Raw genomic sequence first — 15,546 nt, 5'->3', positions numbered from 1 at the left:
CTGTCGGTGTTGGCGCCCACCCCCACGCTGTTGGTGCGCTTCCTTGGTGCCCCCGGCGGGCCGGACCCGGCGGGCGCCACGCCTGTGGGGGGCGGCGCCCTCTGCCGCCGCCACCCCGATCGGGTGCGTGCTGCGCGGCTCAGGCCGCGGCGGGGAGCTCGTCGAGGCCCTCGGAGACGAGCTTGGCGAGGCGGTCGAGCGCGTCGTCGGCGTTCTCGGCGTCGGAGGCGAGGATGACCTCGTCGCCGCCCTGGGCGCCCAGGCCGAGGAGGCCGAGCATGGAGGCGGCGTTGACCGGGTTGCCGCCCGGCTTGGCGATGGTGATCGGCACGCCGGTGGCCGTGACGGCCCGGACGAAGACGGAGGCGGGACGGGCGTGCAGGCCCTCGGCCCAACCGATGGTGACGCGGCGCTCAGCCATGAGACGTGCCTTTCCGGTGAAGCTGGTCACGGCCGTGCTCGGTGAGCGGGGGGAAACGGCCATGTTGTCTAGACCAGTGTTGCACGCAGGCGGCCCCTGGGAACCGCAGCGTTCAGGACTTGTGATTGTTTCTTTTCGGGGCATAAACCCCGGTCGACGGCCCTGTCCACCCTGCCGTGAGCACGCGCCCGGCGCCATTCGGCTCGCCGCCGGATAACCTGACGAATGTGGAAGACCCCGCGGTGGCGAACCCCGCGCAACCCGACTATCCGCAGCACTGGGAAGCGGACATCCTGCTGCGTGACGGAGGTACGGCCCGGATCCGGCCGATCACCCCCGACGACGCCGGACGGCTCGTGGAGTTCTACGGGCAGGTGTCGGACCAGTCCAAGTACTTCCGGTTCTTCGCCCCCTATCCGCGGCTCTCCGACAAGGACGTCCGCCGCTTCACCCACCACGACTTCGTGAACCGGGTGGGCCTCGCGGTGGTGGTCCGCGACCGCTTCATCGCCACCGTCCGGTACGACCGGATCGACGCCGAGGGCCGCCCCTCCGAGACCGGCACCGACGCCGAGGTGGCCTTCCTGGTGCAGGACGCCCACCAGGGCCGCGGCGTGGCCTCCGCCCTGCTGGAGCACATCGCGGCGGTCGCGCAGGAGCGCGGCATCCGCCGCTTCCAGGCCGAAGTGCTGCCGGAGAACCGGAAGATGGTGAAGGTCTTCACCGACGCCGGCTACACCCAGCACCGCAGCTTCGCCGACGGCGTGGTGCACCTGGAGTTCGACCTGGAGCAGACCGACCGCTCGCTCGCCGTGATGCGCGCCCGCGAGCACCGCGCCGAGGCACGGTCGGTGCAGCGCCTGCTCACCCCGCGCTCGGTGGCGGTGATCGGGGTCTCCCGCACCCCGCAGACCGTCGGCCGGGCCATCCTGCGCGACCTGCTGGGGGACGAGGCCCCGGCCGACCGCCCGGTGTACGCCGTGAACCGCAACGCCGCGCCCGGCACCGAGCTGGACGGCGTCCCGGTCCACCGTTCGATTCTGGACATTCCCGGGCCGGTGGACCTCGCGGTGATCGCCGTCCCCGAGGGCGCCGTCCCGGCCGCCGTCGCCGAGTGCGGCGCCCACGGGGTGCAGGGCCTGGTGGTGGTCACCGCCGGCTACGCGGAGACCGGTCCGGAGGGCCGGGACCGGCAGCGCGCGCTGGTCCGCCAGGCCCGCGCGGCCGGCATGCGGGTGATCGGCCCGAACGCCTTCGGCCTGATCAACACCGATCCCGAGCGCCCGCTGAACGCCTCGCTCGCCCCGCGCCTGCCCGGCCGCGGCGGCTTCGGGATCTTCTGCCAGTCCGGCGCGATCGGCGTGGCCCTGCTGGAGGCCTCCCACAAGCGCGGCCTCGGCGTCTCCTCCTTCGCCTCGGTCGGCAACCGCTCCGACGTCTCCGGCAACGACTTCCTCCAGTACTGGGCCGAGGACGAGGCCACCCAGGTGGTGCTGCTGTACCTGGAGTCCTTCGGCAACCCGCGCAAGTTCACCCGGATCGCCCGCCGGCTGGCCGCCGTCAAGCCGGTCGTGGTGGTCAAGGGCGCCCGGCACACCGGCAGCCTGCCGCCCGGCCACGCCGTCCCCGCCACCGCCACCGGCCTGCGCGACGCCACCGTGGACGCGCTGTTCGAGCAGGCGGGCGTCATCCGGGTGTCGACCATCACCGAGCTGTACGACACCGGCGAGCTGCTGGCCCAGCAGCCGTTGCCGCCGGGGAACCGGGTCGCGGTGGTCGGCAACTCCGACTCGCTCGGCCTGCTCACCTACGACGCCCTGCTGAGCGCCGGCCTGCGCCCGTGCACGCCCGTCGACCTCACCACCGCCGCGACCGGCGAGAACTTCCGGATCGCCCTGGACGTCGCGCTCGCCGATCCGGCCGTGGACGCGGTGATCGCCGTCGCCATCCCGCCGATCGGCACCTCCGCCCACGCCTTCATGGGCGGCCGGCTGACCGGCGAGGACGACCCCGCGATGGGCTCGGACGACCCGGAGATCGCCGCCGCGCTGCTCGAAGCCGGTGGCCGCGCCCGGGAGCTGGGCAAGCCGCTGGTGCTCACCCACCTGGCGCTGACCGACCTGCCGGTCCGGCTGCGCCCCGGCGGCATCCCCGCGTACGCGGCGCCCGAGCGGGCCGTGCACGCCCTCGCCCACGCCGTGCACTACGCGCAGTGGCGCCGCCGCACGGCCGCGGCGGAGGAGACGGCGCGCGTCCCCGAGCTGGACCGGATCGACGAGCCCGGCGCCCGCCGGCTGGTGGAGGCGGCGCTGAGCACCCGGGCCGCCGTCGCCGCACGCACCCAGCCCGGTGGCGCGCGGATCACCCTGTCCGAGGCCGAGGCGCAGGAGCTGCTGGCCCGCTACGGGATCGACGTCTCGCCGGTGCGGCCGGCCCCGGACGAGGAGGCCGCCGTCGCAGCCGCCGCGGCGCTCGGCTACCCGGTGGCCCTCAAGGCGACCGCCCCGCACCTGCGCCACCGCCCCGACCTGGGCAGCGTCCGGCTGGACCTGACCGATGAGGCGGGCCTGCGCCGCGCCCACCGCGAGCTGGACGCGCTGCTCGGCGGCGCCGCGCAGGCCGAGCTGGTGGTCCAGCGGATGGCGCCGCGCGGCGTGGACACCGTGATCGCCGCCACGGTGGACCCGGCGGTCGGCGCGATCCTCTCCTTCGGCCTGGCCGGCGCCCCGGCCGAACTGCTGGGCGACACCGCGCACCGACTGGTTCCGGCCACCGACCAGGACGTCGCCGGGCTGATCCGGGAGGTGCGGGCGGCGCCGCTGCTGTTCGGCTGGCGCGGCGCCGAGTCGGTGGACACCGACGCACTGGAGGAACTGCTGCTACGGGTGTCGCAGCTGGTGGACGACGTGCCGGAGATCGCCTCGGTGGATCTCGAACCGGTGGTCGTGGCCCCGCACGGACTGGCGATCCTGGGGGCGCGGGTGCGGGTGGCGCCGCTGCCGGTCCGCAGCGATCTGGGCCCGCGCGCGATGAGCACGCTGTAACCTTCCTTGGTTGCGCCCTGCCCGGGCGCTGTTGTCCGAAGCTCGGCGCCGTGCCGCCCGCTTCGTCGGCGGACCATGCCAGGATGGAGATATGGCGAAGACCGGTACCACCACCACTCAGGACCTGCGCTCGGCTATCGAGCGCAGCGGCTACTACCCGGCCCTGGTGTCCGAGGCGGTCGAGTCCGCGGTGGGCCCGGAGCCGATCAGCTCCTACCTGGTGCACCAGGAGACGACCTTCGACGCCAACGAGGTGCGCCGGCACGTCACGGTGCTGGTCCTCACCCCGACCCGGTTCGTGGTGAGCCACACGGACGAGCAGTCCGGGGCCGAGGGCAGCCCGGCGGTGCCGTTCGCGACGACCTCGACGGAGAGCGTCCGGCTGGACCGGATCGGTTCGGTGGTGGTGAGCCGGATGGTGGCGAACCCGGAGACGTACACCCCGGGCACCCTGCCGCGCGAGGTGGTGCTGACGATCGGCTGGGGCGCGGTGCAGCGCCTGGACCTGGAGCCGGCCGGCTGTTCGGACCCGAACTGCGAGGCCGACCACGGCTACACCGGCTCGGCCACGGCCGACGACCTCTCCCTGCGGGTGAGCGAGGCCGGCGACGGCCCGGAGACGGTGTCCCAGGCGCTGGTGTTCGCCCGGGCGCTGTCCGACGCGACGATCAGCACCGGCCCGCGGGTCTGAGTTCCGCCGCTTCCGACCGACCGCACCGCTACGAATCCGGTTCCATGTCCTTCGTTCCTGCCGACGGCTACGACGCCTTCGAGATCCTTGACCCGGCCACGGCCCCCGCGCCCCCGTACGGCAGTGGTTCGCTGTGCGACCTGCTGCCCTCGGTGGCGGCGGGGCTGGGCGTCCCCGGGTTCACCGCGACGCTCCCGATCGCCCCGGCGGACCGGGTGGTGGTGTTCCTGGTGGACGGCCTGGGCTGGGAGCTGCTGCTGCGCCACCCCGAGTACGCGCCGTTCCTGTCCTCGCTGGCCGGGAGCTCGATGGGGGGCAGCGGCCGTCCGCTGACCGCGGGCTTCCCGTCCACCACGGCGACCTCGCTGGCCTCGGTCGGCACCGGTACGCCGCCGGGCCTGCACGGCCTGGCCGGGTACACGGTGGCGGTGCCGGGCGCCGGCTACCTGATGAACCAGCTGCGCTGGCAGCCGCCGACCGAGCCGCACGCCTGGCAGCCGTACCCGACGGTCTTCGAGCGCACCCACCAGGCCGGGGTGGCGACCGCGCAGGTCTCCTCCCCGCTGTTCGCCCAGACCCCGCTGACCAGGGTGGCGCTGTCCGGCGGCACCTTCCTCGGCCGCACCACGGGCGAGGAGCGGATGGACCTGGCGGCCTCCTGGCTGGCCGAGCACGACCGGGCGCTGGTGTACACGTACGTCAGCGAGCTGGACGGCGCGGGCCACCGCTTCGGCGTGGACTCGGACGAGTGGCGGATGACGCTGGACGCGGTGGACCGGCTGGCCCGCCGGCTGGCCGCGCAGCTGCCGCCGCGTTCGGCGATGTACGTGACGGCCGACCACGGCATGATCGACATCGCCCCGGAGGACCGGATCGACTTCGACGAGGACTGGGAGCTGGGCGCCGGCGTCGCCCTGCTCGGCGGCGAGGGCCGGGCCCGGCACGTGTACGCGGTGCCGGGGGCCGCGGCCGACGTGCACGCGGTCTGGAGCGAGGTGCTGGGCGACCGGATGTGGGTGGCCACCCGGGACCAGGCGATCGCGGCGGGCTGGTTCGGCCCGGCCGTGGACGAGCGGGTGTACGCGCGGATCGGCGACGTGGTCGCCGCGGCGCGCGACGACATCGCGATCACCGCCTCCCGCAACGAGCCCGGCGAGTCCGCGATGATCGGTCTGCACGGTTCGATGACCCCGGTCGAGCAGTTCGTGCCGCTGCTCGAAGTCCGCGGCTGAGCCGCTCGATCGACTCTTCTGCGCCCGAATTCCCTTGATGTGAAAGGCCCTTGCTCCACCCATGGCTGAACTGGTGTTCTTCTCGGGCACGATGGACTGCGGCAAGTCGACGCTGGCGCTGCAGATGGACCACAACCACACCGCGCGCGGCCGGCAGGGCGTGATCCTCACCCGCAACGACCGGGCGGGCGCGGCGACGATCTCCAGCCGGCTGGGCCTGCGCGCCGACGCGGTCGAGGTGACGGACGACTTCGACTTCCACGCGCACGTGGTGCACCGGCTGTCGGCCGGCGGCCGGGTGGACTACCTGATCTGCGACGAGGCCCAGTTCTTCGCCGCCGAGCAGGTCGACCAGCTGGCCCGGGTGGTGGACGAACTGGACATCGACGTCTACACCTTCGGGATCACCACCGACTTCCGCACCCGGCTGTTCCCGGGCTCGCAGCGGCTGATCGAGCTGGCCGACCGGGTGGAGGTGCTCCAGGTCGAGGCGCTCTGCTGGTGCGGTGCGCGGGCCACCCACAACGCCCGGACGGTCGGCGGGGTGATGGTCGTCGAGGGCGCCCAGGTGGTGATCGGCGACATCTCGGTGGACCGGGACGAGGTCGGCTACGAGGTGCTGTGCCGCCGCCACCACCGCCGCCGGCTGACCGCCGCGACGGCGCACGCCTCGGTGCTCTCCCCGGACGTGCTGCCCTTCGAGGAGCAGCAGGCCTGAGAGCCGGGGCCCTAGGGAAGCACCTCCAGGACGGAGAAGTGCCCGCCCTGCGGGTCGGCCAGCCGGGCGGCGCGGCCGCGGGCGGTGTCGTGCGGTTCGACCAGGACCCGGCCGCCGAGTCCGAGGGTGTGCCGGGCGGTCAGCTCGGCGTCGCGGACCACGAAGTGGGTGCGCCAGCGCGGCGGGTGGCCGCGCAGCTCGGCGCGGTGCCGGATGCCGGCGACCGGCCGGCCGTCCACCAGCAGCGCGGTCTCCTCCGGGCCGGAGCGGACCGGGCGGTCGAGGACGGTGGAGTAGAAGCCGGCGGCGCCCTCCGCGTCGGGGGTGAGCAGTTCGGCCCAGGCCGGGGCGCCCGGTTCGCGGCCGGCCTCCCGGCCGAGGTGCTCCTCGCCCTGCCAGAGGCCGAAGACCGCCCCGGAGACGTCGGCGGCGATGGCCATCCGCCCGGCGCGCTCGGCCTGGAGCGGCCCGACGGCGACGGTTCCGCCGCACTCGCGGACCAGTTGGGCGGTGCGGTCGGCGTCGTCCACGGCGAAGTAGGTGGTCCACTGCACCGGGAAGCCGGTGGCGGTGGAGACGCCGAGGCCGGCCACCGGCGCCCCGTCGAGCTCGGCCCGGACGTAGTCGCCGAGCTGGCCGGGCCCGGGCGTGTACGTCCAGCCGAGCAGGGCGCCGTAGAAGGCGCGGGCGCCGGGCAGGTCGTCGGTCAGCAGGCTGACCCAGCAGGGCGTGCCCTGGGCCAGTCGGAGTTCCACCGCGGGCAATGCGGGCCTCCTCGTGGGTGGTTGGCGCACGGAAATCCTCGCGCGCGAGGGTGATGCTTCCACCCTGGCGGGCGCCCAACCCTCGGGCCGCGCGGAAAGTCCGGCAAAGACCCCACAAAGAGCGACGGGTCGGGCGTGTCCCGCGGTTTCCCGCCGGATTCGCGTCGGATTCCGTCGGGTCCGGGGGCGGCGGGAATCCCGATCACCCGCCGCCGGGGCGGCGCTGCGCGACAATGGCCGCCATGACCACCACCTACAACGACGGTTCCCCGCTGATCTCCGCGGCCGGGCTGCGGGAGGCGCTGGCCTCCGCGCTGCCGCCGGTGCTGCTGGACGTGCGCTACCAGCTGGTCGGTGCCGCGCCGGGCGGCCCGACCGCGGCCGAGGAGTACCGGGTCGGCCACCTGCCCGGCGCCCACTTCGTGGAGCTGGACCGGGACCTGGCGGCCCCGCCCGGCGCCCCCGGCCGGGGCGGGCGCCACCCGCTGCCGGACCCGGAGGAGTTCGGCGCGGCGATGCGCCGCTTCGGGGTGAGCGCGGGGCGCCCGGTCGTGGTGTACGACGGCGCGGCCTCGATGGCCGCGGCCCGGGCCTGGTGGCTGCTGCGCTGGGCCGGGCACCGGGACGTCCGGGTGCTGGACGGCGGCTTCGCGGCCTGGCAGGCGGCCGGGCTGCCGGTGACGGCCGAGCTGCCGGAGCCCGGCGAGGGCGACTTCAAGCCGGTGCCGGGGCAGCTGCCGACGGTGGACGGGGACGGCGCCGCGGCCTGGGCCCGCCGCGGCCTGCTGCTGGACGCCCGGTCCGGGGAGCGCTACCGGGGCGAGACCGAGCCGGTGGACCCGCGGGCCGGGCACATCCCGGGCGCGGTCTCGGCGCCGACGGCCGACAACGTGGGCCCGGACGGCCGCTTCCGGCCGGCCGCCGAGCTGGCCGCCCGGTTCCGTGGGCTGGGTGCGGGGGAGCGGGAGACGGCGGTGTACTGCGGTTCGGGCGTGACGGCGGCGCACCAGGTCCTGGCGCTGGAGGTGGCGGGCCTGCCGGCCGCGCTGTACCCGGGCTCGTGGAGCGAGTGGTCGAGCGACGGGGCGCGTCCGGTGGCGGTCACCGACCAGCCGGGCTGATCTCCCCGGGCATGTCGAAGGGGCGGGAGGCCGGGCCAACCCCCCCATCGGCGTCGCAACACCAGCTTATTTAGCCGGCGTCCCACTAAGAGAAAGTACCAGCAGGGGCCCGTTGCCCCGCGCCCGGGCCGGACGCCGTCCGCCTCGGCCTGCCGGTCGGTGGTGCCGACCAGGCGCTCGCGGTGCGGGGCGACGGCGCGCGGCATCAGGATGTCGGCGTAGGCCGAGCCCGCACCGACCGCCGGGGCGGCGGCCGCCGCGGCCGACTCCTCGGTCTCCTCGGCGACCTCCGCGGGCACCGGCTCGATCGGGGCGGGGGCGCCGACGGCGAGGTCGCCGCGGAAGGCGGGGACCACGTCGAGCAGGCTGGTCAGCGAGTCCCGGGCGTCGGCGGTGGCCTCCCGCGACTCGCGGACCTCGCGGGACGACATGATGCGGTCGGCCGAGGGCCGGTCGATCATCGGGCGGGGCGGCCGGTCCTGGGGGAGCCGGGCGATCCGCGGGATGAACGGGAAGACCGACTCCTCCTCGCGCTCGACGTTCTCGCCGATCAGCGCGCGGGCCTCGTCGTCGTTGGGCTGGACCAGGCGCCGGGGCGGGTCGTACGTCCAGGAGGCGCTGCGGCCCTCGCCGTCGGCCCGGTAGGAGAGGATGACCTCCCAGGTGCCGTCGTCGCGCCGCCAGGAGTCCCAGCGCTCGGTCTCCTTCTCGGCGCCGCGCAGCGCGAGCCGCTCGGCGACGGCCTCGCCGAGCTGCGGGCCGGGGGACTCGCCGTTGCGGCGGATGGCGGTCTTGCGGGCGCGCTCGGCCATGAAGGCGCGCTCGGCGAGCACCGGGCCCTCGAAGCGGCGGACGCGGTCGACGGAGATCCCGGCGGCCTGGGCGACCTCCTCCGCGGAGGCACCGGCTCGTATCCGCGCCTGGATGTCCCGGGGGCGGAGGTGGCTCTCGACCTCGATCTCGATCTGGCCGAGGCGCGGCCGGTCGCCACGGATGGCGGCGCGCAGCCGTTCGTCGATGGGAAGGGTGTACTCCGTGCTGTCGGCAGCCTTGAGCACCAGCCGTGTGCCGTCGTTGCTGACGGCCACAACCCGCAGTTCGGGCACGGTTACCTCCCGGGTGGTGCCTGCCGACGTCACCTGCGTCGCTGCTCCCGTACTGAGTGTGGCCTGCCCACTCGCGACTGGCCACAACCTTGCTGAGTTCCCCGGCGTGTCGGGCTTACGCCCGCGCACGCCGCTGTGGCACGGTTGCCTTTTTGCCACGCCATCGGTTGACGTCGCGCCTGGGTGTCCCGGCCGTCCTCGCACGCGCAGTGAACGCGACGATCCGGGACGGGCGTCGCCGTGCGTGCCCGGTCCGTGTCTCCTTGTCAAGCTGCCGGTGGGGGCGCAGTCGACAAGTCGACCCAAGGCTCGGGCTTTACGAACAGTACTCCATTCGTGGCATCCACAGGGGCGGCTCGCCGCTCAAGTCTCCCGCGATTCACGGGAATCTCAAGAGCGTGCTCCCCCGATGGCGGACCACCGCCGGACGGACGGTGATCATCTTCACACAATCCGGGCGCCGAGAACCGCATTTTCGTCCCTTGTGTCCTTCTTTGGGCAAGATGGAGAGCCTTGTACGAAGAACAGCCGTAGGGACCGAGGGATGTTGATGCCGGAGCGGAGCCCCGCCGAGGAGGGCGGCAAGGCCAAGGAGGAGCGCAGGCGCATCGATCTGAGTGTGGCTCAGGTCGCGGCGAGTGCGCTGGCCACGGTGGTGGGTGCGCTGCTGGCCTCCGAACTGGGGGTGTACGGCACGATCCTGGGCGCCGCCGTGGTGAGCATCGGGGCCACCACCGGCGGCGCGGTGTTCCAGCACATCTTCAAGCGGACCGGCGAGCAGCTGCGCGAGGCGGTGGACCGGGGGCCGAACCAGGCCGCCAACACCCTGCGCCAGGTGCCGGTCGAGTCCGAGCTGCCGGAGACGCGGGTGCAGCCGCCGGTGATCACCTCGGAGTGGAACGAGCCGCAGGTGGTCCGGGCGCGTCGCCGGTGGGGCTGGAAGACGTACGCGGCGGTGTCCGGGCTGGTCTTCGTGCTGGCGATGACGCCGATCGTGGTGTTCGAACTGGCCACCGGGCAGCCGGTGTCGGCGACGGTCAAGGGCGAGTCCGGCAACGGCACGTCCTTCGGCGGCTCGGTAGCGCCCAAGCCCTCCCGGCAACAGGACGCCCCGCCGGAGCGGCCGTCCCAGGGCGGGAACGGGAAGCAGGGGCAGGACAACGCGCCCTCCGGCGGCGCCTCCGCCCCGTCGACCACCCGGCCGGGCCGGGAGCCGGTCGACACGCCGAGCACCGGCGCGGGAACGGGCTCGCCCTCGGCCGGCCCGAGCGCGACCCCGTCGGCCGGCGCCTCCCCGTCGGCGGGCGGCGGGAAGCCCACCGGCGGAGCGACCCCGCAGCCGACGGCGCCGAACAGCGCCCCGGCGAACGAACCGGTGAAGGCGCCGGTGGCCCCGCCGCCGGCCGACGGGAACAACGCGGCGACGCCCTAGTCGCCCAGCACCCGGCGCAGGTAGTCGTTGCCGAACAGCCGCCGCGGGTCGACCTCGTCGCGCAGTGCGGTGAAGTCGCCGAAGTGCGGGTAGACGCCGGCCAGGTACGCGGCGTCGCGGGTGTGCAGCTTGCCCCAGTGGGGCCGTCCCTGATGGGCGGTCATCAGCTGTTCCACGCCGGTGAAGTAGCCCTGGTCGGCGGTGCCCCGGTAGAGGTGGACGGCGATGTAGGCGCTGTCCCGGCCGGAGGCGGTGGAGAGCCAGAGGTCGTCGGCGGGGGCGAAGCGCACCTCGACCGGGAAGCCGACCTTCCAGTCGGAGCGCTCGACCAGGGACTTCAGCTCGCGCAGCACCTCGCCGACGGCCGCGCGCGGCACCGCGTACTCCATCTCCACGAAGCGGACCTTGCGCGGGCTGGTGAACACCTTGTACGCGGTGTCGGTGAAGCTGCGCTCGGACCAGGCCCGGCTGGCCAGCGAGGCGATCGAGGGGATCGAGCCGGGGAAGCGCCGGCCGACCCGGCAGGCCCCCTCCCAGACGGTGTTGGAGAGGAAGTCGTCCTCCAGCCACTCCTTGAACCGGGGCAGCGGGGCGGCCGGCCCCTGGCTGCGGTTGTTGCGCTTGGTGGAGCAGCGGTCGGTGTGCGGGAACCAGTAGAACTCGAAGTGCTCGTTGACGGCGGTGAGGTCGTCCAGGCGCTCCAGCACCTCGTCGAAGCCCATCGGCTGCTCGTGCGCGGTGAGCAGGAAGGCCGGTTCGACGCCGAAGGTGAGCGCGGTGATCACGCCGAGGGCGCCGAGGCCGAGCCGGGCGCCCTGGAAGAGCCGGGGGTTCTCGGTGGGGGAGCAGTGCCGGACGGTGCCGTCGGCGAGGACGATCTCCAGCGCGCGGATCTGGGCGGCCAGCGAGCCGGAGTCGCGGCCGGTGCCGTGGGTGCCGGTGCTGGTGGCGCCGGCCACGGTCTGGACCTCGATGTCGCCCATGTTGGTCAGCGAGAGGCCCTCGGTGGCGAGGACGCGGTTGAGCCGGTGCAGCGGGAGGCCGGATTCGACGGTGATGGTGCCGGCCTCGCGGTCGATCTCGCGGACGGCGGTGAGCGCGTGCGGGCGGATCTGGACGCCGTCGTCGGCGGAGGCGATCGAGGTGAAGGAGTGGCCGGATCCGACGGCCTTGACGGTGCGGCCCTGTTCGGCGGCCCGCCGGATCTCCCTGGCCAGTTCCTCCACGGTGCCGGGGGCGGCGGCCCGGGCGGGCCGGGCGCTCTGGTTGCCGGCCCAGTTGGTCCACCGGGTGGGGGTCGCGGTACTGGCCTGGGGCATTGCGCTGCCTCCTGCTCCGTGGCCGAACGGGTTCGGCGCGGTCCGGGGCGGCGCAGCCGCCCTACCCATGGGTAGCCCCGTGGGTAGGGCGAGGCTAGTCAGTTCACCGTTCGGCGTCTACGGTCCGTCCGGCCCCTTCGGCGGCCGTCCCGGCGCCGGCTTCGGCGGTCAGGCCGGCGCGCAGCCGGCCGAGGCCGGCGAGGGCGGCGACCACTCCGAGCAGGCCGGCGGCCAGCGGCACCCAGTAGCCCGCGGCGGCGCCGGAGGCGTCGATCACCCAGCCGCCGGCCGAGGAGCCGGCCGCGACGCCGAGGGCCAGGCCGGTGGTGGTCCAGGTCATGCCCTCGGTCAGCTGGGCGGCCGGGACGAGCCGCTCGACCAGGGCCATCGCGGTGATCAGGGTGGGGGAGATGGCGATGCCGGCGACCAGCAGCGCGGCTCCGACCACGACCAGCCCGCCGATGCCGTGCACCGCGTGGGCGACCAGCAGCAGCGGCACCATGCTGACGGCCATGAACAGGACGCCGACGAGGAAGCGGACCGCCATCGAGCCGGTGAGCTTGAGGGTGCCGAAGACGACCCCGGCCAGGCAGGACCCGAGCGCCCAGAGGGCGAGGATCACGCTGGAGATCGACTTGTGGCCCTGGGCCTCGGCGTAGGCGACGGTGACCACCTCGACCGAGCCGAAGATCGCGCCGGTGGCGACGAAGGTCAGGATCAGCGTCTGGAGGCCGCGGTTGAGGATGACCGAGCCGCCCTCCTGCCGGGCGGCCGGATGGACCGGCGGCTCGGTGGAGCGCTGCCCGGCGAACAGCAGGACGCCGACGGCGAGGAAGATCCCGGCGAGCAGCACGCCGGCCTCGGGGAAGACGGAGGTGGCCAGGCCGATGGAGAGGATCGGGCCGACGATGAAGCAGACCTCGTCGACCACGGCCTCGAAGGAGTAGGCGGTGTGCAGCTTGCCGGTGTCCTCGCGGTAGAGGTGGGCCCAGCGGGCGCGGACCATCGCGCCGGTGCTCGGCATCACGCCCATGCCGGCGGCGAAGACGAACAGCGTCCAGTCCGGGGCCTCCAGCCGGGCGCAGAGCAGCAGGCCGGTGACGGCGACGATGGTGAGCGCCATGGCGGGGACGATGATCCTGCGCTGGCCGTGCCGGTCCACCAGCCGGGAGACCTGCGGTCCGAGGATCGCGGCGGAGACCGCGAGGCAGGCCGAGACCAGGCCGGCGACCCCGTAGGAGCCCCGGAGCTGGGACAGCATGGTCACGATGCCGATCCCGGTCATGGAGATCGGCAGTCGGGAGACGAAGCCGGTGGTGGAGAAGGCCAGAGTGCCGGGGGAGGCGAATATCTGGCGGTAGCTGGACAGCACGGGAGCTCCGGGCGGGGGAGTAAGGAACAAGGCTGGCAAACACAGCTTACGTACGTTGGCAAACGGTATTTTCCGGGCACTCGCGCGGCCCCGGCGACGGTGCCCGGTCCCTCAGTGGCAGGATCGGTTCCATGTCCGACGCGCGCAAACCCTCCCCGTCCGGCGCCGCCCCGGCAGCGCCGCAGCCGTATGACGCCTTGCTGCTGCTGTCCTTCGGCGGGCCCGAGGGCCCCGAGGACGTCGTCCCGTTCCTGGAGAACGTCACCCGCGGCCGCGGCATCCCCAAGGAGCGGCTGAAGGAGGTGGGCAAGCACTACTTCATGTTCGGCGGGGTCAGCCCGATCAACGGGCAGAACCGCGAGCTGCTCGCCGCGCTGCGCGAGGACTTCGCCGAGCACGGGCTGGACCTCCCGGTCTACTGGGGCAACCGGAACTGGGCGCCCTACCTGGTCGACACCCTGCGGGAGCTGGCCGCCGACGGGCACCGCCGGATCGCCGTGCTCGCCACCAGCGCGTACGCCGGTTACTCGGGCTGCCGCCAGTACCGGGAGAACCTGGCCGACGCGCTGGCCGCGCTCGCCGAGGAGGGCGGGCCCGCCCTGCGGGTCGACAAGCTGCGGCACTTCTACAACCACCCGGGCTTCGTCGAGCCGATGGTCGACGCCGCCCTGGCCGCCCTGGACGAGCTGCCCGAGGCCGTCCGCGCCGGCGCCCGGCTGGCGTTCACCACCCACTCCATCCCGCACTCCATGGCCGAGTCCTCCGGCGCCCCGGACGACCCGGCCCGCGGCGAGCCCGGCGGCGCGTACGTCGCCCAGCACCTGGACGTGGCCCGGCTGATCGCCGCCGCGCTGGCCGAGCGCACCGGCGTGGCCGATCGGCCGTGGGAGCTGGTCTACCAGAGCCGCAGCGGGGCCCCGCACATCCCGTGGCTGGAACCCGACATCTGCGACCACCTGGAGGCCCAGCACGCCGACGGCGCGCCCGCCGTGGTGATGGTCCCGATCGGCTTCGTCTCCGACCACATGGAGGTCAAGTACGACCTCGACACCGAGGCCGTCGCCAAGGCCGCGGAGATCGGCCTGCCGGTCTCCCGCGCCGCCACCGTCGGCGCCGACCCCCGGTTCACCGCCGCCGTGCGCGAGCTCGTCCTGGAGCGCGCCGCCACCGAGCGCGGCGAGCCGGTGACCCGCTGCGCCCTGGGCGCCCTCGGCCCCAGCCACGACGTGTGCGCGGTGGCCTGCTGCCCCAACCCGCGGGCCCCGCGTCCGGCCGTCGCCGAGCGCTGACCGCCCGTCCCGCCCGCTCCACCCGTCCCGCCAGTCCTGCCCGTCCCGCTCGTCCCGTCGCCCCGGAGGAGAACCCCCGTGCCCACCCCCGCCCTGCCCGACGACGGCCTCCTCGACGACCTGCTGGAGGTCGCCCTGGACGCGGCCCGGCAGGCCGGCGCCCTGCTGCGCGACGGCCGCCCGGCCGACCTCGGCGTGGCCGGTACCAAGAGCAGTCCGGTCGACGTGGTCACCGAGATGGACCTCGCCTCCGAGAAGCTCGTCCTGGAGCTGATCACCGACCGCCGCCCCGAGGACGGCTACCTGGGCGAGGAGGGTGCCGAGCGGCCGGGCACCAGCGGGGTCCGCTGGGTCGTGGACCCGCTCGACGGAACGGTCAACTACCTTTACGGGCTGCCCTCCTGGGCGGTCAGCGTGGCCGCCGAGGTGGACGGCCGGGCGGTCGTCGGCGTGGTGTACGCGCCGGCCCGCGGCGAGCTGTTCCACGCCGTCCTGGGCCGCGGCGCCCGCCTCGACGGCCGCCCGCTCTCGGCTCGCCCGGCCCCGCCCTGGGGCCAGGCGCTGATCGCCACCGGCTTCAACTACGTCCAGCCGGTGCGGGTCCGGCAGGCCGAGGTGCTGCTGGCGCTGATGCCGGAGGTGCGGGACATCCGCCGGGGCGGGGCGGCCGCGGTGGACCTGTGCGACGTCGCCGCCGGGCGGCTGGACGGCTACTACGAGCGCGGCCTGGCCCCCTGGGACCGGGCGGCCGGCTGCCTGATCGCCACCGAGGCCGGCGCCCTGGTCGGCGGCCGGCCCGGGCACGGGCCGGACGGCGAGCTGACCGTGGCCGCCGCTCCGGGCGTGTACCAGCCGCTCCAGGAGCGGCTGGCCGCGCTGCGCGCCTGGGCGGACTGACCGGTTCCGCCGGGCCCCCCCCCGGAACCCCGCCGCGGGGCGGGCCCGCCCGGGGGCCGGGCCCGGGGGGGAGGCCCCCCCGCCAGCGAAGAGACCCCACAAAAAGGGGGTGGCCCGGGCCGGGGTTGTCACCGCCCCCC

12 protein-coding genes and 1 pseudogene are annotated in these 15,546 nt (G+C 74.6%); 8 read left to right on the top strand and 5 right to left on the bottom strand.

Annotated features, from left to right (window positions below; genetic code table 11):
- Positions 1 to 139: 139 nt before the first annotated feature.
- Entirely contained in the window at positions 140 to 421 is a 282-nt protein-coding gene (locus tag ACFCY1_RS25705; RefSeq protein ID WP_049653316.1) for an HPr family phosphocarrier protein, read from the bottom strand.
- Between the two features lie 227 nt (positions 422 to 648).
- On the opposite strand from ACFCY1_RS25705, the gene ACFCY1_RS25700 reads away from it, so the two are divergent.
- From ACFCY1_RS25700 to ACFCY1_RS25685, 4 genes are all read left to right on the top strand, one after another.
- Positions 649 to 3,465 (top strand): GNAT family N-acetyltransferase, encoded by a 2,817-nt coding sequence (locus ACFCY1_RS25700; RefSeq protein ID WP_375876172.1) that lies wholly within the window; start codon positions 649 to 651, stop codon positions 3,463 to 3,465.
- A 91-nt stretch (positions 3,466 to 3,556) separates the two neighbouring features.
- Positions 3,557 to 4,156: a DUF5998 family protein gene (locus ACFCY1_RS25695; RefSeq protein WP_049653318.1), complete on the top strand. Its 600-nt coding sequence runs from the start codon at positions 3,557 to 3,559 to the stop codon at positions 4,154 to 4,156.
- A 44-nt stretch (positions 4,157 to 4,200) separates the two neighbouring features.
- Positions 4,201 to 5,388 (top strand): alkaline phosphatase family protein, encoded by a 1,188-nt coding sequence (locus ACFCY1_RS25690; RefSeq protein WP_049653320.1) that lies wholly within the window; start codon positions 4,201 to 4,203, stop codon positions 5,386 to 5,388.
- Between the two features lie 61 nt (positions 5,389 to 5,449).
- Complete coding sequence (locus ACFCY1_RS25685) at positions 5,450 to 6,106, top strand: thymidine kinase (RefSeq protein WP_074005657.1); 657 nt, start codon at positions 5,450 to 5,452, stop codon at positions 6,104 to 6,106.
- An 11-nt stretch (positions 6,107 to 6,117) separates the two neighbouring features.
- Here the strand turns inward: ACFCY1_RS25685 and ACFCY1_RS25680 are convergent, their stop codons facing one another.
- Entirely contained in the window at positions 6,118 to 6,861 is a 744-nt protein-coding gene (locus tag ACFCY1_RS25680) for a VOC family protein (RefSeq protein WP_310593192.1), read from the bottom strand.
- A 251-nt stretch (positions 6,862 to 7,112) separates the two neighbouring features.
- Here ACFCY1_RS25680 and ACFCY1_RS25675 point away from each other — a divergent pair, with 251 nt between their 5' ends.
- Positions 7,113 to 7,991: a sulfurtransferase gene (locus tag ACFCY1_RS25675; RefSeq protein ID WP_375876171.1), complete on the top strand. Its 879-nt coding sequence runs from the start codon at positions 7,113 to 7,115 to the stop codon at positions 7,989 to 7,991.
- 65 nt (positions 7,992 to 8,056) lie between these two features.
- Here the strand turns inward: ACFCY1_RS25675 and sepH are convergent.
- Positions 8,057 to 9,130 (bottom strand): annotated as a pseudogene (sepH, locus tag ACFCY1_RS25670) (septation protein SepH); the annotation flags it as partial.
- 517 nt (positions 9,131 to 9,647) lie between these two features.
- Here sepH and ACFCY1_RS25665 point away from each other — a divergent pair.
- The gene (locus tag ACFCY1_RS25665; RefSeq protein WP_375876170.1) at positions 9,648 to 10,529 is read left to right on the top strand and encodes a hypothetical protein; all 882 of its coding nucleotides are present in this window, start codon (positions 9,648 to 9,650) and stop codon (positions 10,527 to 10,529) included.
- Here ACFCY1_RS25665 and ACFCY1_RS25660 read toward each other — a convergent pair.
- Both ACFCY1_RS25660 and ACFCY1_RS25655 read right to left on the bottom strand, forming a co-directional pair.
- Positions 10,526 to 11,848: a D-arabinono-1,4-lactone oxidase gene (locus tag ACFCY1_RS25660; RefSeq protein WP_375876169.1), complete on the bottom strand. Its 1,323-nt coding sequence runs from the start codon at positions 11,846 to 11,848 to the stop codon at positions 10,526 to 10,528. The two genes, ACFCY1_RS25665 and ACFCY1_RS25660, sit on opposite strands and share 4 nt — an antisense overlap.
- Positions 11,849 to 11,951: 103 nt before the next feature.
- Entirely contained in the window at positions 11,952 to 13,220 is a 1,269-nt protein-coding gene (locus ACFCY1_RS25655) for an MFS transporter (protein ID WP_074005651.1), read from the bottom strand.
- Between the two features lie 131 nt (positions 13,221 to 13,351).
- On the opposite strand from ACFCY1_RS25655, the gene ACFCY1_RS25650 reads away from it, so the two are divergent.
- Together ACFCY1_RS25650 and ACFCY1_RS25645 are read left to right on the top strand one after the other, a co-directional pair.
- Positions 13,352 to 14,509, top strand: coding sequence for a ferrochelatase (locus ACFCY1_RS25650; RefSeq protein ID WP_375876168.1), 1,158 nt, complete (start codon positions 13,352 to 13,354; stop codon positions 14,507 to 14,509).
- Between the two features lie 78 nt (positions 14,510 to 14,587).
- Positions 14,588 to 15,406 carry an inositol monophosphatase family protein gene (locus tag ACFCY1_RS25645; protein ID WP_079272792.1) on the top strand — a complete coding sequence of 273 codons (819 nt, stop codon included), beginning with the start codon at positions 14,588 to 14,590 and terminating at the stop codon, positions 15,404 to 15,406.
- The last annotated feature ends 140 nt before the right edge of the window (positions 15,407 to 15,546 follow it).

It is taken from the genome of Kitasatospora sp. NPDC056273, from assembly GCF_042268845.1.
Classification (GTDB): Bacteria; Actinomycetota; Actinomycetes; order Streptomycetales; family Streptomycetaceae; genus Kitasatospora.
Note: the sequence above shows the minus strand (reverse complement) of the source record. Positions and strands in the feature narration are given on the sequence as shown.

Excerpts from the sequence above, each read along its gene's own strand:
- ACFCY1_RS25650 (WP_375876168.1), top strand. The coding sequence starts at position 13,352 with ATGTCCGACGCGCGCAAACCCTCCCCGTCCGGCGCCGCCCCGGCAGCG.
- ACFCY1_RS25685 (WP_074005657.1), top strand. The coding sequence starts at position 5,450 with ATGGCTGAACTGGTGTTCTTCTCGGGCACGATGGACTGCGGCAAGTCG.
- ACFCY1_RS25690 (WP_049653320.1), top strand. The coding sequence starts at position 4,201 with ATGTCCTTCGTTCCTGCCGACGGCTACGACGCCTTCGAGATCCTTGAC.
- ACFCY1_RS25675 (WP_375876171.1), top strand. The coding sequence starts at position 7,113 with ATGACCACCACCTACAACGACGGTTCCCCGCTGATCTCCGCGGCCGGG.
- ACFCY1_RS25660 (WP_375876169.1), bottom strand. The coding sequence starts at position 11,848 with ATGCCCCAGGCCAGTACCGCGACCCCCACCCGGTGGACCAACTGGGCC.
- ACFCY1_RS25695 (WP_049653318.1), top strand. The coding sequence starts at position 3,557 with ATGGCGAAGACCGGTACCACCACCACTCAGGACCTGCGCTCGGCTATC.
- ACFCY1_RS25705 (WP_049653316.1), bottom strand. The coding sequence starts at position 421 with ATGGCTGAGCGCCGCGTCACCATCGGTTGGGCCGAGGGCCTGCACGCC.
- ACFCY1_RS25665 (WP_375876170.1), top strand. The coding sequence starts at position 9,648 with ATGCCGGAGCGGAGCCCCGCCGAGGAGGGCGGCAAGGCCAAGGAGGAG.